At 42.9% G+C, this 22,784-nt stretch carries 11 protein-coding genes; 2 read left to right on the top strand and 9 right to left on the bottom strand.

From position 1 onward, the window contains the following. Positions 1-60 precede the first annotated feature (60 nt). Positions 61-2,355, top strand: coding sequence for a GH92 family glycosyl hydrolase (locus ACYQ3L_RS24455; protein WP_379993648.1), 2,295 nt, complete (start codon positions 61-63; stop codon positions 2,353-2,355). Between the two features lie 380 nt (positions 2,356-2,735). Continuing rightward, complete coding sequence (locus ACYQ3L_RS24450; protein ID WP_379993649.1) at positions 2,736-4,790, top strand: alpha-galactosidase; 2,055 nt, start codon at positions 2,736-2,738, stop codon at positions 4,788-4,790. Between the two features lie 313 nt (positions 4,791-5,103). Here ACYQ3L_RS24450 and ACYQ3L_RS24445 read toward each other — a convergent pair whose 3' ends face one another. The 9 genes from ACYQ3L_RS24445 to ACYQ3L_RS24405 form a co-directional block, all read right to left on the bottom strand. After that, complete coding sequence (locus ACYQ3L_RS24445) at positions 5,104-7,275, bottom strand: endo-1,4-beta-xylanase (RefSeq protein WP_379993650.1); 2,172 nt, start codon at positions 7,273-7,275, stop codon at positions 5,104-5,106. A 20-nt stretch (positions 7,276-7,295) separates the two neighbouring features. Further along, positions 7,296-8,309: a DUF5627 domain-containing protein gene (locus ACYQ3L_RS24440; RefSeq protein ID WP_379993651.1), complete on the bottom strand. Its 1,014-nt coding sequence runs from the start codon at positions 8,307-8,309 to the stop codon at positions 7,296-7,298. 30 nt (positions 8,310-8,339) lie between these two features. After that, positions 8,340-10,109, bottom strand: a complete 1,770-nt coding sequence (locus tag ACYQ3L_RS24435; protein ID WP_379993652.1) for a RagB/SusD family nutrient uptake outer membrane protein — start codon at positions 10,107-10,109, stop codon at positions 8,340-8,342. Between the two features lie 18 nt (positions 10,110-10,127). Next, complete coding sequence (locus tag ACYQ3L_RS24430; protein ID WP_379993653.1) at positions 10,128-12,965, bottom strand: SusC/RagA family TonB-linked outer membrane protein; 2,838 nt, start codon at positions 12,963-12,965, stop codon at positions 10,128-10,130. A gap of 29 nt (positions 12,966-12,994) precedes the next feature. Further along, positions 12,995-14,851, bottom strand: coding sequence for a RagB/SusD family nutrient uptake outer membrane protein (locus ACYQ3L_RS24425; protein ID WP_379993654.1), 1,857 nt, complete (start codon positions 14,849-14,851; stop codon positions 12,995-12,997). Between the two features lie 10 nt (positions 14,852-14,861). Then, a complete protein-coding gene (locus ACYQ3L_RS24420; RefSeq protein WP_379993655.1) occupies positions 14,862-18,035 on the bottom strand; it encodes a SusC/RagA family TonB-linked outer membrane protein in 3,174 nt (1,057 codons plus the stop codon). A 706-nt stretch (positions 18,036-18,741) separates the two neighbouring features. Next, positions 18,742-21,168, bottom strand: coding sequence for a glycosyl hydrolase family 95 catalytic domain-containing protein (locus tag ACYQ3L_RS24415; RefSeq protein WP_379993656.1), 2,427 nt, complete (start codon positions 21,166-21,168; stop codon positions 18,742-18,744). Positions 21,169-21,182: 14 nt separating this feature from the next. Further along, positions 21,183-21,446 (bottom strand): sialate O-acetylesterase, encoded by a 264-nt coding sequence (locus tag ACYQ3L_RS24410; protein WP_379993657.1) that lies wholly within the window; start codon positions 21,444-21,446, stop codon positions 21,183-21,185. Between the two features lie 3 nt (positions 21,447-21,449). Beyond that, complete coding sequence (locus ACYQ3L_RS24405) at positions 21,450-22,784, bottom strand: glycoside hydrolase family 43 protein (protein WP_379993658.1); 1,335 nt, start codon at positions 22,782-22,784, stop codon at positions 21,450-21,452.

Below are 22,784 nucleotides of genomic sequence, written 5' to 3'. Positions count from 1 at the left end.
TCGGAATACAATTTCACCATACGTGAAATTGCCGTATGCAATAATAAAGATATAATTGATATGAAATATTATTTAATAGCAGGATTCCTTTTATCAATATCATGTACCGGGCAGCAGGTAAATTATCAAAAATATGTAAATCCTCTCATCGGAACCGACATAAGGGTAATAGAGGGGAAAGATAAAAGTTCGACCGAAGAGCGGGGGCAGAATATGCCTGCGGTAGGAGTTCCGCATGGAATGACAAACTGGGTTGCACAAACACAGGCTTCTGAAAAAAAATGTTACCCTCCCTACTATTATTATCAGCATGCGATACAAGGCTTCAGAACCAGCCATTGGATGAACGGGTCCTGCACACAGGACTATGGAAGTGTCACCATTATGCCAATGACAGGCAAACTCGAAATAGACCCCGAAAAGAGAGCTTCGGCATTCAAGCATACGAATGAGGTTGCAACACCTTCTTATTACAGTGTATTGCTTGATGATTATGATATTCAGGTTGAAATGACCGGATTGTCCCGGGGAGGAATCCTGAGTTTCGATTATAAGAAAACCGGAGACCGTTATATTATAATAGAGCCTAATAGTGATGAGGGTGAAGGATACATTAAAATAGATCATCAAAAAAAGGAGATTACAGGATATAATCCCGTACACCGTATCTATCAGGGATATGGGCAACCGGCCGGCTTTAGCGGGCATTTCGTGATACAGCTGGACGCCGGCATCGAGCAATTCGGAGTATGGGTGGGGGATTCTGTGATCGACAGAGGAAATGAGGCACAAGGCCGGAAAAATAAGGTGGGGGCCTGGGTGAAGCTAAACCCTTCTGTTCATAAAGTATTGGCAAAGATCGGGACTTCTTTTACATCTGTGGAGAATGCCCGTGAAAACCTTGAAGCCGAAATTCATGGGTGGGATTTTTCCGCTGTCCGGAACAAATCGTCCGACATATGGGAGAAAACCCTCGGACAGATTGTTGTCACCGGAAACAACGGGGATGATAAAGTACGGTTTTATACAGCGCTGTATAACACGCATTTTCTACCAAGAACATTTAGCGATACAGATGGTTCCTATCCGGCTTTCGACGGCAACAAAAAGATAATGAAAGCCGGAGGATTCACCTATTATTGTGATTTTTCGATGTGGGATACGTTCAGGGCTGTCCACCCACTCTTTTCCATATTGAATCCTGCACGGAATGGAGACATGGCACATTCTCTCATACTGAAAGGACAGCAAGGTGGATGGTTACCTATCTTTCCTGCCTGGAACAGTTATACAGCAGCAATGATCGGTGATCACTGCCTGTCAATGATTGGAGATGCTATTATAAAAGATACTCCGGGATTTGATTATGAAGAAGCTTACTCCCTGATGCGCAAAAACGCTTTTGAATCCAACCGGGATCACCAAAGTTATATAGACGGAAAGGGACGAAGGGCGATGGAGTCTTATCTGAAATATAACTATATCCCATTAGAAGATGAAGTTCCGGATGCATTTCACAGGAGAGAGCAGGTATCCCGTACTTTAGAATATGCGTATGATGATTTCGTATTATCTCAGGTTGCCCGGAAACTGGGAAGAACCGAAGACTATAATATATTACAGGAACGGGCGAAAAACTATAAAAATGTGATAGACCCTGAAACCGGATTTGCCCGGGGACGTTATGCCGATGGTAAATGGGTCTTGCCTTTCGATCATACAAAATTTGTATCCTATATATGTGAAGGCACTCCTTACCATTATACATGGTATGTTCCGCATGATGTTGAAGGACTGGTTGATATCCTGGGTAGAGACCGGTCTATCAGCTATCTGGACACCTTCTTCGATGGTGGGTATTATTGGCATGGCAACGAACCCTGTCACCATGTAGCCTATCTGTTTGCATATTTGGGAGAGCCATGGAAAACTCAGAAATGGGTGCATGAGATTATTAATAAGGAATATTTCAATTCTCCGGATGGCCTGTCAGGAAACGACGATTCGGGACAGATGTCGGCCTGGCTGGTGTTCAGCATGATGGGTTTTTATCCCGTATGCCCTGGTATGCCATATTATGTAATAGGAAGCCCTGCTTTTGAGTACATAGAGATTAATCTGGAAAATGGGAAACAATTTAAAATCGAGGCTAAAAACGTTTCGGATAATAATATTTATATACAATCGGCTACGCTCAACGGGAAACCTTATGATAAAAGTTACATCCTGCACTCGGATATAATGAATGGCGGGGTATTGTCTTTTCAGATGGGAAATATCCCGAACAAACAATGGGCATCTTCTCCTGAATCCGTCCCATATTCTTCCGGGACAAAACAGGCCGGGAGCAAGTGACCTCTGTTTGACCAGATATTCATTATTGTACGATAATTTTATCTATATATTTAACGATGACCGTCAGCCGTTAGCGTGTAGTTCTTTGAAAGAATGAATTTAATGTGCCGATTAGTCAATATGCCAATGTGCCAATGTTAAAAAAAGTCAGGTAGAAAATAGTAGAAAAAGTGTCAACTTTGTCAAGTTTTCTTGTAAACTATTGGCTAACAGCTATCAGCTAATAGCTAAAAATGTGTTACTTTTGTTACCTTTTTTAATAGTTACAAGTTACTTTGCCCTGCGGGCAGTTACGAGTTACAAGTTAGTTCACTGTTTACTGTTAACTGATATATCTGTTACCTTTTTTGAAATAATAAATACCTAATACTTTTATACATATGAAATACATTTCTTTTCTGATTTTTTTTAATGTTCTCGTCTCTGTTAGTATAGCTCAGAGTGGATGTTACAGTAATCTGAAGAATGATACTTTAGTCATAGGAAACAGGCTGATAGAACGGAAATTTCTGTGGAATAACGGCAACCTTATTACTTTTTCGGTTACAGATAAAGTTAATAAGAACGTTTGGATAAATGTAGACCACAGACCCGATCTATTTATATCGGATAGAGACAATGCCACGTCCGGTAAATGGGATATACGCTACGTGGAGGAAAATCCGATTCATACTGCATATCTGGCCAGCGAGGTTACATTCTCTTTAGACGGAACAGATATAAAAAGAATATACAAAGTATATGAGAACAGCCCTGTCGTATCCTGTGAAACATATCTGAAAGGAACTACAAGCAATGTCTGGCTGGTGGAAAATGGAAATAAAGCAGATCTGAAAAATATAGAATCAACGAAAGATTTTACTCAAAAAGAGCTAAATCCTATTTTAGACCGGATTTCGCTGGCTGGAAAACATTGGAAAATACGAACTGTCCGATTTTTTGATGTTACCGACAGAAACAATAATCTGGTAGCTGAATATAATACTCTGTCATACAGGAAAAACTCTTACAAAGGGAATCTGTTTATCGCCCGGAATGAAGAAAATGAGCGGGGGCTCTTCTTTCTGAAAGAAGCGCCTTGTCCGGATGTTCAGCTGGCTTACCCGGGTTCTGATTTTGTCTCCGAATTTGGAGATTTTGCTGTCGTGGGTATGGGCGTGGTTCCGGACGACCTCAATAAAGACCAATGGGTGAAAACATACAGTTGCGCTTTGGGTGTTTATGACGGTAGCGATCTGGATCAGCTGACTGCATTGAGGATGTACCAGAAGAATATCAGAAAAATCTTATCTGACAGGGATGAAATGGTAATGATGAACACATGGGGAGATCGCAGCCAGGACTCGAAAGTCAATGAATTATTCTGTCTCGATGAGGTCGAAAAAGCCGGAAAATTGGGCATATCTCATTTTCAGATTGACGATGGATGGCAAACCGGGAAAAGCCCCAACTCGGCGGTAGCCAATGGTTCCTTTAAGAATATATGGAACAACCCGGACTATTGGACGCCGGATAAAACGAAGTATCCGAGAGGACTTCATCCCATTGTAGAGAAAGGAAAAGAATTGGGGGTTGAAATCTGTCTTTGGTTCAATCCGAGTATACAGGATGACTATGCCGATTGGCAAAAGGATGCACAAGCCATAATTAGTTTGTATAAAGAATATGGTATTCGAACGTTTAAAATAGATGGTTTATCTATTCCGTCAAAAAGAGCTGAAACAAATTTGAGGAAGCTGTTCGACAAAGTCCTTTTAGAAACAAAAGATCAGGTCATATTTAATCTGGATGCTACCGCAGGCCGCAGGAGCGGGTATCATTTCTTTAATGAATACGGCAACATATTTTTGGAAAATCGTTATACCGACTGGCAAAACTATTATCCGTACTGGACTCTAAGAAATCTATGGCAATTGTCAAGATATGTTCCGGCTGAAAAAATTCAGGTCGAATTTCTGAATAAATGGAGAAACACCGCTAAATATGGGAGTGATGTATTTGCGCCTGATAACTATAGCTTCGAATATCTGTTCGCAATAACAATGGCCGGCCAGCCTTTAGCGTGGTTCGAAGGAAGTGGATTGCCCGCTCAGGCATCAGGGATTGTAAATTATATCGAGCCTTATCGTAAGATACAACATGACTTTCATTGCGGGGTTATCCTTCCAATAGGGGATGAGCCTTCCGGCAAATCCTGGACAGGCTTCCAGTCCATATCCGGGGATAAAGGTTATCTGCTTATTTTTCGCGAAAATAATCCGGCAGGCAAGATAATGCTCAAGACATGGCTGCCAGAAGGTGTAGCTGCCAGGTTTTCTCTTATAACGGGCTCCGGTTCAGACTTTGATTGTACTCCCGACCATAATGGGTATATAGAAGCAGAGCTAACAGACATAAATAGCTTTGCACTATACAGATATGAAACGATAAAATAATCTCAGGAAATAAATAAGGCTGTAAAAAGAATATGGATGCACCGATTCAAAAGAATACCCAAAGTCCATTATAAGGCTTATTGTTATCTTATGAATCTATTTATTCAATATTAGGTTTTGCGGTAATGCCGCAAGGAAGCTCATATTCAATTATTTGTCGAACGTTGTATTTGTAGGACCGGATCTACCTACCCAATAACTGATATCAGGTAGGTAAACCTTGCCCCTAAAATGCTAAATGGATAATTAACTTAAAATCAAAATTATAATATTCTATTGTAATAAACTCGAATATATGCAAGGAGCGTTAGAATTATTTAGCAGACAAACCCTCTGCAAATCCGGCATAAGCATGTTTGCGATTATAGTCCGAATTCCAGAGGCCGATCGGCTCGCCGCCTCTCCAGCTCGAACTTGCCGGACTATCCGTGGCGGCCCATTGTGTAATACCATAACGCTGAGCTTCCGGAATAATCTCGAAGTAAGTTTTCACAATGTATTTATAAAGTTCGGCTTGCTCACGGAGCTGTTCGTCAGTGGCATCTTCCGTTTTAATACCCTTGCCGTCAACATTTATACCCATATCCAGTTCAGATATTTTTATCAGCTTACCGGTAGCGGCCAATAGTCGGAAATGTTCAGCAATGGTTTCCTTATTCACTCCATTTAAGCTAACATGCATCTGTGTGCCGATGCCGTCTACTTTCACACCTTTGCTTTCGACATACTTCACATATTCAATCAGTCCCCGGCATTTATCCAGACTGTTTTCAAGACCGTAATCGTTGATAAAGAGTTTATCGTCAGTATGACCTTCCTGACTACGCGCTATCCGGATAGCAGTTACTGCGTAATCTTTACCCAGGTAATCCTGCCAGTAGAACTCATCGGCGCCCATATCGGTTTTACCGACACCGGTTTTCAGTTGGGAAGGATCAGGCCAGTCTGACATCGGCTCGTTCACTATATCCCAAGCTTTGACGGATTTGGAAACGGTCATTATACCCGAGATCCATGTTTCTAAAGCGTTCGTGAGAATTTCCTTTTTCTCTTCCGGAGTTTTTATGATCCAGATACCGCCTTCCGTATATTTCTCAAACCTCATGTTATCGAAATAGTAATTAGTAGCGGTTTTCCCCAAATTAAACGCGATAGCTGTCACTCCGGCCGTATTGTCATCGATGGTAATTTCCTTTGTATAAGTGGTCCATTCGGTAGTAGAGTTAATGGTACCGACAAAATCCCAATGTTTGTAGGACTGAGGAACGATATGTGCTTGCGTTGAGAATGAAGCCGGAGCATCGGCGCGGACATTCATGATGAAACGATATTTTTCCCCGGTTTCAGTGGCCGTCGGAAATGTCATAAAGAACTGACAATCCCAGTCATTGGCGCGAACTTCCGCATTGGCGATTTTCAAAGCTCTTCCTTTTCCATCAAATCCCGGACTTATAAAAGACTGAACGGCATTACTGTTGCCCGAATAGTTAGAATTATCACCGGTTTCAAAGTCGGCTCCTGATACTGGTACATATGAAGGTCCGCCACCGGAACCGTCGTTATACTTTTCAACGGTAATATTGTCGAAATAATACGTAGTCGCCGTCAAACCAAGATTAAATGCGATGGTGTTAGCAGTAGCCTGGTCGTCCGAAATCGTAATTTCCTTTGTAAAGGTCGTCCATTCGGGAGTAGCCGTAATGGAGCCGAAGAAATCCCAATGCTTGTATGCGCCCGGTGCAGTATGTGCCTGGGTACCGAATGTTGCATTCGCTTCTGCCCGCACATTCATCGTCAGCCGGTATTTTTCGCCTGCCGCCACCGGCTTTTGGAAGGTTACAAAAAGCTGACAATTCCAGTCATTTTCCCGTACTTTCTCGTTGACGATTTTTAAGGCCCTGCCTTTGCTTTCAAATCCTTCGCCTGTAGCAGTAAAGCTTATTATATTTGTAAGATTGCTTGAATAGTTGGAAGCATCATCGGTTTCAAAGTTGGCACTGAAAAAGCTGTCCCATGAGGGTTCACCCGTACTCGGGATAAACTTGTCGGCAATCAGGTTGTTTAAGTATTTGGCATTCTGATTGGCATGCCAGCAGAGAGTATGACCGAAGACCGAGACGCCGGCCTTCTGGGCTGTCTCCAGAAATGTAGTTACATTGGCGAGATTGAGGCTGCCGTCGTCTTGAACTACTGCTCCATGTTTCATTTCCCATCCGGCTACGATTTCGTCGAAATTACTGTTTGCAAGCCTGTAAACAACACCTTTTGCGTTATATTCCGATACGGAAACCCCGAGTCCCAACTTGAAATTGGGATTTGCCGTACGGTCAATGTAGGACTTTAGTACATCATAATCGTTTAGGTATTTCAACTCCGCTATCGATGAAGGTTCTCTAACATCGAACATTAGCGGTGCATCGTCAACACAGGAAGCCAAAACAACCGTCGATATCAAAGTCAGTAATATTTTATTAATATATTTCATACGTACAAAATTTAAAAGTTTTACTTCAGAACCGGTTTAAAAGTTTCCGGTTTGACGCCCCGGTCGCGAATGACGAGCGTATCAACGGTAGAAACCTGCATTTTCCCGAAATTAATATTGTAGCTGAGATAGATAGCGTCACGATCCTTATCGCCCCAGCTTCTCTTTTCGCCTTTGACAACGTATTGTCCGCTTCCGCTCATTGTAACTCCCTCACTGCCCGATGAAACAGTACATTTACCAGAGTCGTCGAAAGAGAGTAGCAGCGTACAGTCAAGTAGATCGCCTGCAGCGTCTGTGATTCTGAGCGGCAGTTCAACCATATTGAGAGAGCGGGTATGAGTACTGACCACTTCGTCTTTTTCGACATACTCTTTGTGACGGATTACGGTCTCATTCTTATCTCCGGTTATCACGTCCTTACCACGACGCAGGTAGTTGGCATGATATTTATTGATATACTTGATTGCATACAAGATATAATCTTTCGGAAGAACGTCCCAGTCTTCGGCTCTCACTCGATTTGGAGTATTCGCCAACGGGGTTCCGGTAAGGATCTTGTCAACATTCTTCACATCGGTCATTACCAACGGAATCACATAAGTGTTTTTAACAGCGAGGGGATCTGCGAAGAAAGCGTCAGTCAGCTGAACAACTACTCCTCCCAGAATTTCACCTTTTTTGATTACGATTTTTCCGGTGGAAGAAAGGGTGTAATAATTGGAAGGCATGGGCTTTACTTCGGCTCCGCCGTCGAAGGTCAAGCCGTTGCATAATGCATTGTCGATGCGAAAACCAATCTCTACATCCTTCTTGTTTTCATAAACTCCGCCCATTGTAGCCATTATCTGGCACTTATGCTCGTTGTCGAGGGAAGTGTCATATACATCCTCACCGATCACTATCGTGCGGACAGGCGTCTGGTATGCGAAATAAACGGCAGTATAGTCGTAGTCGGGAAATTCCCAATCACCATTCTTACAGGATGTGAATATTCCGCTTATAATTATCAATATTAACAGATATTTTTTCATTTTTCTTCATATTATTTGTTTGACATAAGACTACCATCCCTTGTTCTGAATGAGGGCACTGAATTTAAGCGTTTCATCATAAGGGATAGGACCATAATACATGTAGTCGGCATATGAACGATTTTCCACTGAAGGTATAACTTCATGTACTCCAGCAGTGATATTTATACCTTTTGCCGCCTCAGTGATTGGCGCTTTCCAGCGGCGGAGATCCCAGAAACGATGTCCTTCGAAACAGAGTTCGAGACGGCGCTCGTTATGTATAAGCTCACGCATAGCATCTTTGTTTCCTTTTACAGATTCAAGATAGGCGTCGTTATTATCTTTCCCTACACCTGCCCTGGCACGGATAGCCTTGATGATGTCGTAAGCCGAGTAACCGTTACCACCGGCTCCGGTAGGGCCCCAAGCTTCATTTGCCGCTTCGGCATAGCCCAATAATATTTCTGTGAACCGGATGAAAGGCTTGTAGTGGAACTGATTTGTTGGAGAACTCGGATTGGCATTCACATCCTGACGAAGCAGTTTTTTCATATAATAGCCTGTACGGGTAGAGGTTTCTGCATGTTCAAGAGCATCGTTGTTTATACCGTCGGCGGCAGTTGTTATTACTGAGTTTTGGCTTCCGGCTTTGCTGCCATTATAGATAATGTACAGGCTCAAACGCGGGTCGCGGTTAGCATATGGATTATTGGGGTTGTATCCGGCAGAAGTGTGAGTAATGGGATAACCGTTAGCCATCGGAAAAGCATCTACTAAATTCTGTGTTGGGTTAAGACGTCCGCGTCCGAAAATAGAAGGAGGGAAATGGTCTTCTTCGAGGGTACGGTTTTCCTCGCGTCCGCCCCTCCAAAGTATTTCCTTTACATTTATCCCCGAATTGGTATTGATAATATCTGAAGCATTGGCATACCATGTCAAACCTTTGGGATCTATCTGGTTTGCAGGATTTGATCCCAGTCGGTTAAGCACGATAGCCATCTGTTGAGCTGCATCTTCCCATGTGTATGAAGAACCTGTGCTATACGCCGGACTAGCGGCCAGTAAGGTAGCTTGTGCACGAACGGCCTCGGCGATAGCTCCACTCATGCGGTTGCGCGACAAATTACCGAATACACGGGTATATTGAGCTGCTGTTACACCTTTAGCTTTATATTTCTCCGGCACCAGGCTTTCACTTGATATGTCACCATAACTTGATGGAAGAAGGCTGGTTGCCAGCTCTACATCTGCATAAATCTGGTCGATACATTGCTGAAATGTATTTCGAGGCAGGTTGAATTCGGAAGAGACCGTTTCGGAATGAGTGAGTATGGGAATACCCAGGCATTGTCCGTCTTCACCCCATCCAGCGTGATTCAACAGCAGATGATACATGTAGAGGGCGCGCATACCATAGGCGTCACCTTTCATGCGGTCTCTGAACATTTCGGATACTAATGGGTCACTTGCCCAATTCACATCATCTACGAGTTCGATGAACTGGTTGATATACTGCACCGATGCACGGAGGTATTGCCACCTGTCCATTGGATTATTGTTCGATCTCCACTGTCCGGTAGCCATACGCCGGTAATTATTGCCGGGATCGTTCGATACGGCATCATCGGTAGCAACATCATTGAACGACCATGAGCCCAGTGGATTGCTTATATAGGCATGTCCCAACAAACCTTGCGCAAAACTCGGCTCGTTATATAACGATTCTACGTTCCTGAAATTCTCGGGAGCTGGTTCGAACAGGTTTTCGCAGCTTATGAGAAAGGGAATCATAACTAATAATTTGAATATATTTTTCATACGATTATTTTTTTTTAGTTAGAATGTCGCTTTCAAACCAAGATTGTAGAAGCGAGTCTGAGGAGCACTACCCACATTCATCTCCAGGTGTTTCCTTTCTTTTGAAATTGTTAGAAGGTTATAACCTCCAAAGTATATACTGAGTCCTTTGACAAATTTATCTCTAAAGACATTTTCAGGTACATCGTAGGTTAGTTGCACCTGCGATAACCGGAAAGCATCGGTCTTGTAGAGCCAGAAGTCGGAATTACGGAAATTATTGTCTCCGTTGGTCGTCGTAAGACGCGGATAGGTTGCCGTGTTCTTCGTTTCTTCCGTCCAGCGATTACGTACAACCTCCGAATACTTATTGTTGCTCCTTACCCAGTAATAGCTACTGTTCTTGAATCCTTTACCTCCATAATTACCGCTTCCCATTACAAACAGGGTAAAGTTTCGGAATTTCGCCGTAAAATTGACGCCCAAAGTGAGTGGATTGTCCCAGCGTCCGAGGAATACTTCGTCGTTGCTGTCGATACGTCCATCGCCATTTTGATCCTTATACTTTATATCGCCCGCTTTCACCTGTCCGAAAGTCTGGTTAGCTGCTGCCGCTTCGGTATCATCCTTGAAGAACCCTAGACTTTCCAAGCCCCAGAGGCCGTTGAGTGCCCTACCCACACGTGTTTGGTAGTCGAATTCATAAGTTTCGTCGCGCCGTGAAGCTGTAATAGTATTATACAGTCCACTTACACCGAATGTAAGATCAAATTCTCCGGCTTTTTTGTTCAGGTTTATACTGAAATCTACACCCGAACGATCATCTATATTATAATTTACATAAGGGATGATGGAAGAAGTGGGGTAACCTACCTGAGTAAAGTATATAGGATACAGGGACGTAGCGCGGGTTATGCCGCCATCCATCTTGTTTGAAAACCAGTTCAAATCAAATGTAATCAGCTTGTTCAGCAGAGAGCCGCGAAGTCCTATGTTCACTTCTTTGCGTTTAACAAACGTAAGGTTGGGATTATTGCCGCGGTTATATTCGGTAGCAGCCTCTCCGCCAAGGTCGCCCCATGACCACCATCCTCCTCTTTGCAGGATACTCTCATAGAGATAATAGCCCATTTCGTTATCACTTGTTGTGATATCCAGATCCTGACTGATGATACCACCCGAAACCGACAGTATTAAATCGTCAAGAGCAGAGATATTTTGGAACACAGGCTCTTTAGTCAGACGCCATCCTAAGGTAACCGTTGGTGAAAATCCGGCGCGATTGCCTTTCGGTAGTTTTGCCGAATAAGGCACGGCCGCACTGAAATCGGCATAATATTTTTGGAGAAAGTTATAAGAAAGCTGAAGTCCCAAATTAATGTTTGTCATGTTATGATATTGTTCGCTTAATTGACGTTGCCAGCCATTAGCTACCAACATAGCATAGAAGTTGTGGGTATTGTTGTAGACTTTTGTATAGTCGAATTGCCCTGAAAAGAACTGGGTACTCCTGTATGACGTATTGTCAATATTCTGATTTCCTGTCTTCTCGTCTTTTCCGTACTTTGTGAGACTTGCAATCACATCTTTCCCGTTGTAGTTTGTCCAAACCGGAGAGTAGGTCGCATAGGTGTTTGAATATGCCTGATTGTAGGTTGAAGCATAGTCAATTCCGTATTTTGTACGAAAGAAAAGACCGTCCAAAACATCGCGGAGGTTGAAATCTATGCCTGCATTGAACTGGAATTGACGACTTACAAACTTATTTTCGCCTCCTGCATAAGCAGCTGCTATAGGATTTGTTGGGTCCAGCTGTGTACCGCCCAGGAAATATTTTCCGTCGATAATATAATTACTTGCATTTAATAATGCCAGCGAGTGCTCATCATTCCCTTCGATATAGCTAATTGGTATTAAAGGACTTACACGATTGGGACGTAACGTAGCCGCACCATTCCAAAAATCTCCGTTTGCAGTTTTTAAATCATAGAATGTCGCATTCGCATCCACTTTGGCCGAAATCAATTCGTGCAGACTCAGATCAATATTACCGCGCGCAAAGAGGCGGCTTGTACTGTTGTCCTTAGCATTTCCTACATTCAATAACGAACCTTCATTATAGTAACCTACCGTTGTATAAAATCGCGAACGGTTGCCACCGCCGGTTATTTCCGCCATTGCTTCAGAGCGGGCATATGCCTGTTTAAGATAATCGGAAGAATAAAAATCGACATTTGGATAACGGTACGGATTGGCACCCGAACTGTAATTATAAATATCTTCTCTTGAATAAAGAGCCGTAAGTCCGTCGTTTTCGCGGGCTTCATTGTATAACGACATATATTCCGCCGAGCCTAAATATTTAGGATATGCCTTCGGAGTATTCACTCCGAGGTTGGCACGTACCGATATTGTACGTTTACCTATTTTACCGCGTTTCGTGGTTATCATTATTACACCTTTTGATGCACGGCTACCATATAGCACGACTGCCGCAGCACCTTTCAGAACAGTTATTTGCTCAATTTCGGTAGGAAGGACGTTATTGGCATCGCGGGGAAATCCGTCAACCAGTACAAGATATTCGCCCATACCCCAGATACCGTTGCCTATACCTCCGACTACATCCAGGTAGCCCAAACTGCTTAGACTGTATGATTTAGACATCAGTTCTGTCATATCGATATATGAAACGCCTCCCATGAAGTCTTCCTTATTAACCTTACGAAAAGCGACTTCTATGGCTTTATCGTTATCGATGCTCAACGTATCGATGTCTGTATCGAAGTCTGTTTTATCCGTATTCTGAGCGGTGGCGTTGCCGCAACAAAAGGCTAGTATTGCGCAAAATACGACTATTTTTTGTATTTGTTTCATTACTAATTCTTTTAAAAGTTATCAATCAGTTACCAGCCCGGATTTTGCCCAAATTCAGGATACAAGCTGACATCGTCAGTTTTGAGAGGAAGCCAGTAGTGCTTGGACGAAAGATTGCGGGTTACAAGGATTTCTTCTTTGAAATTTTTCACGCCGTTTTCTTTCGGGTCCGCAGCAGGGTCAAGCTGCGCTGCACGGTCAAATCTCTGACGGGTCTTTATATTGTAAGGGTATTCCGTGAGAAGCAGCCAACGGCGCAGATCGTTGAAGCGGTGCGCTTCAAACGATAGTTCTACAGCGCGTTCCCTGCGTAATTCGTCCATGAATCCATCAAGTGACGATATATATTTAGCATTCAGGTGTCCTATACCTGCGCGATCGCGAACGGTATTGATGGCATCTGCCGCCGTCTTGGAAAATTTACCTGATTTACCGGTTGCTGCCCCATAACCTTGAGCTGCAGATTCGGCGTACATCAGATAGACGTCGGCAAGGCGCAGCCAACTCAGGTGGATATGGAGCGCGGTGCTGTAACCATAGTCATTGTCGTATGTATTAGCTCCAATGGGGATAAATTTATAATTGAGATAACCTGTACGGCTTTTGTTGCGGTCATCGTTACTGTAATTCCCTCCTGTATAAAGATTTGCATACTGATATTCGTTTGCCGACTGGGTTACTTTCCGTCCATCGTAGAGAATGTCGTTATAGAAACGCGGATCACGGTTTTTCCACGGATGTGTGGGGTCGAAACCCGATTCAGGGTCATTCAGCGGCAATCCGTTTGCCATTCCGTAGTAATTGACGTAGTTTGCCGTCGGACATAATACAATGTTATCTCCGTTTGCCATGGCCTGTACCTGATATGAGTTTGCCTGCCGCCAATATGAGTCTGGTCCATAAGTCGGCCCTCTCATGATGGCTTCCGTTCCACCGGGCATCAACCAGCTTTGGTGATTGGTATAAAATAACGAACTGTAATTTTCGAAACTAACTAATGAATACTGGGTCTGTCCCGATTCGACAAGGTTGAGCAATTCACCAAAAGTGTCAGCAGCCCGTTTGCATAAATCAGCATCGTATGTTCTGGGTCCATTAACTCCGTTCGCCATCAATGGACTGCCTGCCCACAACAGGTTTTTGCCAAGGAATCCCAATGCCCATATTTTATTCACACGCAAGGCATTTTGTCCCGATGTGCGACGTCCGATTTCGGTGTCGTCCCAGTTGACAGGCAATAAATCGGCAGCTTTACGGAAATCGGCAGCTATTTTTTCCGCACATTCTCTATATGTCATGCGTGGTAAAATTAGTTTTTCATCGCTAGGTAATACATAGTCAATATATGGAAGCCCCCCCCAATATTGTATCAGTTGGAAGTGAAACCATGCCCGGAAAAAATAGAGTTGACCGGCAATAATATCTTTTTCAGCCTGGGAACCGTCTACCATCATTCCTTTTTCCAAGGCTTCCAGTCCCATGTTGGCCTTGCGGATACCTGCCCAGGAGCCTCCCCATAGAGATTTAGCAAACCTGTCACCTGTACTGCTCCAGGTTCTGTCGAGAAAACAATCACCTTTGTTAATATAAGCACGGTAGTTGCCTCGGTCGATATGGAAACCCATTAGGTATTCCCCGCTTCCGATAGTGATAATTTCGTCTTCGCCCCAATTAAAAGAGCTTACCCAGTTGTGTTTAGCCACATCTGGGATCAGGGCGTACATTTCTTCCGTAAACCCTTGAAAATTATTAAAATTACGGAATGCCGTCTCGCCGGATATAACTGATTCCGGATCACGGTCTAAATAGTCTGTGCAGGAAGTAATCCCAAACAATACAGAAAGTATCCCGCAAAATAGATAGTATTTTATATTTGTTCTTATCATGGGATGGATTTTATAATATTACTTTAATACCTATATTAAAACGTTTTACGGTCGGATACGCTCCTTGTGAAGCCCATCCCGTACCGGCAAAGTTCGATTCCCGGTCGTCAGGCATTCTTGTCCACAACCAGATATTATTTCCGTTCAAATAAAACTTTAAACTGCTAAGGCCTAGTGATTTTACCCATTTTTCGCTAGAAAACGTATATCCTATTTCGGCGTTTTTCAAGCGTATGTAGGAGCCGTCGTACATATAACGTGTACCGGGCGTATAAGAACTTGCAACTGTGCTCCATCGCGGTAGTGGCACATCTGCATTCGGGTTGTCTTTCGACCAATAAGAGCCTTCATCGAATACAGTGTTGCGCGTTCCGCCAAGGCTGCTAAATACTACCTGACGGGTCACATTTGTTACTCCATAAAATTGAAGGAATGCGCTCCATCCCTTGTAATCTACTCCCAATGTTGCATTGATAGTATTTTGGGGAGTTCCCGAAAAGCCGTAAGGAATATTGTCGAAAGTAGAAATAACACCGTCGGCATCGTAGTCGAGGATGATATAGTTGCCTGGCATACGGGCGTCGTCAAGAGCATCATGCGCAGTGCTACCATACAGTTCGTCGTAATTATTATAATAACCATGACTTACATAAGCATATGGCTGGTCGTTGGCTTTGCCCGCCGCTTTTTGGTACTCTGGTTTTAATATGGCGTCATCTTTTTCAATAACTTTGTCTTCAGCATGTGTATAAACCATATTCCCCCACAACCGCAAGTCCCTGTTAAGTTGCTTGTTCAGACGTAGTTCGACTTCATATCCCTGCGTATTAACTTTTCCAAGGTTAGCCGTTGGCGCAGTAGTTCCGAAATAAGAAGGAACAGCACGTGAACTTCCTGCAATCAGAACATCGGAACGTTTATCCTTAAAAAATTCGAAAGTTCCTGTAAGCAATCCGTTAAATATAGCCAGTTCAAGGCCGAGATTCATTTTCGTAACCGTTTCCCAATGCACATTGGGATTTCCTACAGCTGCTTCCCGATACCATTTATATGGGCTTTGGGGTGGGTTATTGCCGGTCAAGCCCTGAAAAAAACCTCTGTCCGAGAGGTATTCCCATGTAGTCATATATAGCCATCGGCCGTTGACCTGATCATCGCCAATTTGCCCGTAAGAGCCCCTTATTTTCATCATATCCAGCCATTTCAGGCCAAGCGATTTTATTATTGGCTCTTCAGAAACCATCCATCCGAGTGCTCCGGACTGGAATAAAGCGAAACGATTATTGGAAGCAAACTTTTCGGAACCGTTGTATGCTCCGTTATATTCGGCGAAATATCTTCCGGCAAAATCATAAGTGGTACGGTATACCCAGTTTTCACGATAGGAAGGTATCATGCTACCTGTTGCATTTTCCTCGCGACTGAAGTCACCCATTATTCCTATATTATGTTTTCCGAACGAATTGTTGTATGAGATCCGTCCGGAATAGTACAATCGGCGGTATAAACTCTGGTTATTGACCTGGCCTGCTCTTGCCGTCCAGTTAAAAGTGTTCTGCGTGTCGAATTTGTTGTTTACGTCGATAGTCTGGTCAGTATAAGATTTTCCGGTTTCGGGATCAATCCACTTATGCAGGTTGGTGTTCTGGTATAGATTGTTAATACCTCTTTCGGTTTCCTGATAGCTATTGTCGAACGAAATCTGTCCTTGCACTTTCAAACCTTTCAGCAGCATGCCCAGGTCCTGTTCAAGAACAAAGTCGGTAGTAAGGCGGTCGGTGGTAATGTATTCGATACCGGTTGTCGCGATTGATTCTACTGAGTTTTGAGCAGCTTGCGTGGGACTCGGATAATAATATCCCCACGAGCCATCGCTGTAACGCGGGAGAAAGCAGTCGGGCGCTATACCATACAAACCTGCCCACATGGTATATTCATAACGTTTATCTGCAGGGGTTGTCCTTTTTCCATGTGAGCCTGACAGATTAACGCGTAAAGTAGTGGATTTTGTAAGTGAGAAATCCAAGTTACTACGAACATTGAGGCGATCGAACCCGTATCCGAGTTTGTCATGGTAGCTAAAGTCGGTGTCGTACCTGCGGAAAAGGTCGCCTTCGTTCACATAGTCCACGTTTGTGAAATACTTTACAAAGCTATTTCCGCCCGAAATGCTGACATTCGCATTGTAGGACATTCCGAAATCTTTGAGCAACTCTTTTTCCCAATCTACATTCGGATATCTTTCGTATTCTGCGAGATTTGCCGGATAACGGTATTTTTCGATGACCGATTGCGGAGTCATGTAGGCCCATGCTTCGGGTTTAAGTCCCAATTCGCTCTCTACTACTCGGTTGCGTACACTTAATGCATCATAAGAGTCCATTGTTTTAGGTAAACTTGAGGGCACTTTTATGGTTGTGCTTATATTGATGTTGATTACAGGACGTCCTTCCTTTCCGCGCTTTGTGGTAATCAGTATAACACCATTTGCCCCGCGCACACCGTAAACGGCTGTTGCAGATGCATCTTTCAATACAGAAATTGTTTCTACCGAATTAATATCGACACTTGTCATCGGGCGTTCGATGCCGTCAACAAGGACAAGCGGGTCGGCATTGTTCCATGAACTGCGTCCACGGATGATGATGCGGGGATCTTCCTCACCCGGCATACCGGTACTAGACATGGTTACAACGCCCGGCAGGTTACCAGTTAATGCTGCTCCGATGCTCGATACACCACCGGCGCGTTCCAGCACTTTACCTGTCGTTTGAGTAATGGCACCTACGACACTGGCTTTTTTTTGTTGTCCGAAGCCGACAACGATTACTTCCGACAAGCTAACTTCATTTTCTTTCATGACAACTGTAATATTGTCTTTCCCGGCGGCAATGTTCACATCTTGTGTTACCATTCCCATATAGGAAATGACAAGTGTCTGGCTTCCTTCCGGAATGCTCATGGTAAATTTGCCATCTACATCGGTAGCCGTGCCAACTGAAGCTTTACCTTTCAGCACAACGACAGCTCCAATAATCGGTTCGTTATGGTCGTCCAGTACTGTTCCCCGTACAGTCCGGTTATTCTGCGCGAACACCGACAAACTACCGAAGAAAACGAGCAGAAGCCATATACATGCCGACCGAATTTTTCTTTTCTTTTTTGATTTGTTTTTCATTCTCATACGATTTGATTTAATTGTTATACAAATTCGTTTTACTTTTATTTTTTTAAGTGTTAACTTGCGATAAAGTTAAAGAGTGTTATTACCGAATGACATTTGTTTTTAGATATTTGATATTTGATTTTAGATAATTTTGAGTATTTCTTTATTGATTATTTATCGTAAATGTTTCATATTCTTTAACTGCCGTTACATGTCCATAAAAGCTTTCTCTCGATGATTATGATTATCTTAGCTTTATGGGAAATATGTTTAGGTAACACAGTGATTATCTACGATACAGTACAAAAGAGACTATAGCTGCCGGTTTACCGGTAATAGCAAATAACAGATTGAGTCATGAGACAGTATTACACATTTTTTGTCTGAGAGAAAATTTTATCGTTAGAGGAAATTCATGGTTTGGAATATGAAAATGCAGAAGGATTATTTAATTATCGATGAAACCAGAATAGAAAATTAAGAAAGCGATTAGTTCCGGAAATCTAAATAATCTATAAATAGACACAAAACCTCATCCCAACTTTGATAATTAATACTCATAGGAAATACTCAATGGTTGGAAAGGCAGCCCCATTTTTACCTTTTTGTTTGCAATCTCAAAGAAAATTACTCCTTGTATCTTTATGGAAATCCTGCATTATTTCCTCATAGCAGATAAACAAACCCGCATTCCGGAAATGTTGCAATTAAAAGATTGTGGAATTTATATAAAATGCTTTCGTAAAAAAACATACTTCTTCCCGGCTTGAGTAGGAACATCATATTCAAATATCTCTTTTAATGAAATCCCTTTCAGTGAAGCTTCCCGGGATATGATCGGTTTTGCAATGTCAGCCGGGGCCAGAAGCAGATTAGAGTTATTACCTTCTGATTTACTTAATTCTTTCCCGGTAAGAGGTACATGCGCGCGAATACGCAAGTTACCGCCAAGCTTCGACAATATTGAAATTTCCGAAACCTCGCCGTCCTTCCATTTCATCGAGATCTCGAATCCGCCACGTGCCATAATCCCTGAAACCGATCCATTTTTCCATACATCGGGAAGAGCCGGTAATAAGTGAACTGCGCCATCGTGACTTTGAACGAGCATTTCAGCGATGCCTGCAGTTAATCCGAAATTTCCATCGATCTGGAAGGGCGGATGCGCGGTAAACATATTAGGATATGTTCGTCCGTCTTCGTTCCCTTTTCCTGCCAATGTTAACATATTACTCACTATTTTATATGCATGGTTACCATCAAGCAGACGCGCCCAAAGATTCACTTTCCATCCGATAGACCATCCTGTAGCCATATCCCCCCTGTATATTAAAGAGTTTCGGGCCGCTTCGAATAACGCGGGATTAGTATATGGTGATATCTGATTACCCGGATACAAGCCATACAGATGCGAAACATGACGATGCTCGTTTTGGGGGTCATCTTTATCTTCCAACCATTCCTGTAATTGGGAGTATTTCCCGATATGCATAGGAGGTAGTTTACTTACCATAGCCAGCAGCTGATTCCGATACTCTTCATTTTCACCCAGAATATTGTTTGCCTGCGCTGTTCTGGTCAACACATCGAAAACAAGTTGATTATCCATTGTACAACCTGCAGACACTGGCCCATGCTCGGGAGAGACTGAAGGGCAAACTACCATCCACCCATATTTGGGATGTTCTACCAAAGACGATAGAAAATAATCTGCTGCACCTTTCATTGCAGGATAGACATCGGCCAGATATTTCTTATCGCCGGTAAAAAGATAATGTTCCCAAAGATGTTGAACCAACCATGCTCCTCCTGTGGGCCACATACCTGCCGCCGCAAAATCGATAGGACTGGTAACACGCCATATATCCGTATTGTGATGTGCAACCCATCCTCTCGCACCATACATAGTTTTTGCGGTTTGCTGCCCACTTTCCGACAGGTCTTTTACCATCTGTATCATCGGTAAATGCATTTCGCTAAGGTTGGTTACTTCTGCCGGCCAGTAATTCATTTCTGCATTAATATTGATGGTATATTTACTATCCCAGGCCGGATACATACTGTTACACCAGATACCTTGCAGGTTAGCAGGCTGCCCACCGGGTTGTGAAGAACATATCAACAAATAACGTCCAAACTGTGTCAATAGTGTAACCAGCGCCGGATCATGATTTTTCTGAAAATCAATAATTCGCTGAGTAGTCGTTGATTTCATCGCTTCAGGTACATTTCCCAAATCGAGCTTGAAACGCCTGAATTGCTTACTGTAAATATCCGAGTGATTTTTCAGTGCTGACCTATAATCTATTTTTAAAGCTTTAGTCAGAGCATCGGAAGCCTTTTTAGCCGGGTCGCCTTCGACAGATTTATAATTGATAAAATTGGTACCTATCGAGATATAGATGGTCGCTACTGTGGCACCAGATATCGATATTTTACTGTCTGTAACCTCGATCTTTCCATCCTGATTTTTTATCTGTGTATGTATTTGATAACGGATCTTTCCTTCTATGCCCTCATGATCTGAGCCTTTACCTTCCAGTATCAATGTATTATCTTTTTTTGAGATCGTATGTTGGGACTGGTTGGTATATTCCGTCTCAAAGTTAAGTGCTCCTTTCTTCCCGGCGGTAATTCGCATAATAATTACATCATCAGCGAATGAAGAAAAAACTTCACGGGTATATTTTACTCCGTTTACAGTGTAGCGTGTAGTGGCCAAAGCCTTGTCCAGATCAAGCTCCCGGCAGTAACCCTGATAGTTCTGGTGTCCGGGGAAATTAAGTATGACACTACCTGCCGTTTGGAAAGGCATTCCATGTGTTTTGGTAAAGAATGTCCGGTTTATCAATTGGTCTGCCTCCGGGGTCTTCCCCTCAAATATCAGTTCGCGGGCTTCTGGTAATGCTCCTAAAGCCTTTGGATTATCGTTTCGGTATGGACCTCCGCCCCAGATTGTTTCTTCATTCAACTGTAACTCTTCCTTTTCAGGGATGCCATATATCATAATTCCAAGCCTTGAATTACCCAAAGGCAAGGCTTCTTCCCAGATTTTGGCAGGTGTGTTGTACCATAGTTTGAGATCCTGTGCCGATAAGTCGTATATTAATATACAACACATTATAAAAATATACAATCTATGTTTTATCATCTTTACGTTACTTTTTATTTATACAAGGTCAACATTTGTTTCGCATAACGTCTGCCTAACTCTCGATACCCTTCTGCACTAAAATGCAGACGATCTGCAACCCCTTCACATCCATCGGAAGGTATGATGCAGGCATTAGGAATAACATCCGGTAACGTCCTTATTATTTCATTCATTCCTGAGCAAGCTCCATTTTGGTCTGCATTAACCAGTTCGCCGACAAGTAGAGGTATCGAATTAGCTTCAAGGTTTATATCTCTTAAGAGATTATCATACACGCCTTATTTAAACTCCCAATAATCTAAAAAGAAAAGATTGTCTTTTTGAGAATTACTTTTAAAACAAAGATACAGATCATGTACACCTCCGGCTCCCTTAATCAGGCACGACATAAGCTTATATCTATCCATAGCTCCCGAACGTGTTACAGGTAATGTTCCTATAAGTTTCCCTGTAGTACTACCCAGGCGAAGCTCAATATACCCCCCATCGACGCTACATGCTGCCATAACAGAAAATTCCCGGGCGCCCTTTTTGAAATCAATCCCACGGAGGCATAAAGACTCATTATTATCAATATTTGTCAAACAAATCCTGCCATCAGGCATCTTTTCCGTTTTTAGACCGTAACCCCACGCCATAGTTTCAGCCTCTACGCGGCGGTAAGGGTTGAATGGTTCGATTTGCTCCAAAATTGTCTCCGCCCAATAAGGTACTTCTTGGATAGTCCCATCTGTATTATAGTGCATTTTTGCAGCCATAGACGATCTCCGCTCGTGATGTTTAAAGGTTTCCAGATGCATTAATTCATAGCTTAATCCGAAAACATAAGAACTACCCTTATAGTCGATAATGCCCGGATGATTTCCCCGGCTACGGTGAGTTGGCTTCATGATATGCCCTTTAGTTGTCCACGGGCCGGTTGGCGAATCGCTCATAGCATAACCGATCCCCTCAGGACAGCAAGTAGAGGCAAATGCCATATAATAATGCCCATTTCTTTTATATACCCAAGGCCCCTCCTGATAATGTTCCGGTTTATTTTCCAACTTCACGATGTCGCCTGAATATGATATCATATCCTCATTGAGTTTTACATAGTAAACATTTGGATTACCCCAATACATATAAGCCTGACCGTCGTCGTCAATGAATACGCTCGGATCGATATCGTCCCAATGCTCTTTTTGCCATACAAGTGGTTTGTTTATAGGGTCTTTAAATGGACCATAAGGGGTATCGGCTACAAGTACACCAATTCCCTGACCGTGCAGGGGGCAATACATATAGAACTTTCCGTTCCGCTCAATACATTGTTGTGCCCAGGCTCCATTATCGCGTGTTGCCCACTTAAAGTCTTTTAAGGTTGCAACTATTCCATGGTCAGTCCAGTTTACCATATCGGTAGAAGAATACAGCAACCAGTCCAACATCTTAAACCCTTGAGCATCATCCTCATCATGAGTGGTATAAAGAAATACAGTATCATTGTAAACCATTGGAGCCGGATCGGCCGTATATTTAGTTTGAATAAGAGGGTTCTGAGCAGAGCTGACAATAGGCAAGTTCAATAATATTTGAACGAGTAGTGGCAAAAATATTAAATGAGTTTTCAT

The organism is Dysgonomonas termitidis (assembly GCF_054657735.1).
This window is presented reverse-complemented; position numbering and strand designations above follow the sequence as displayed.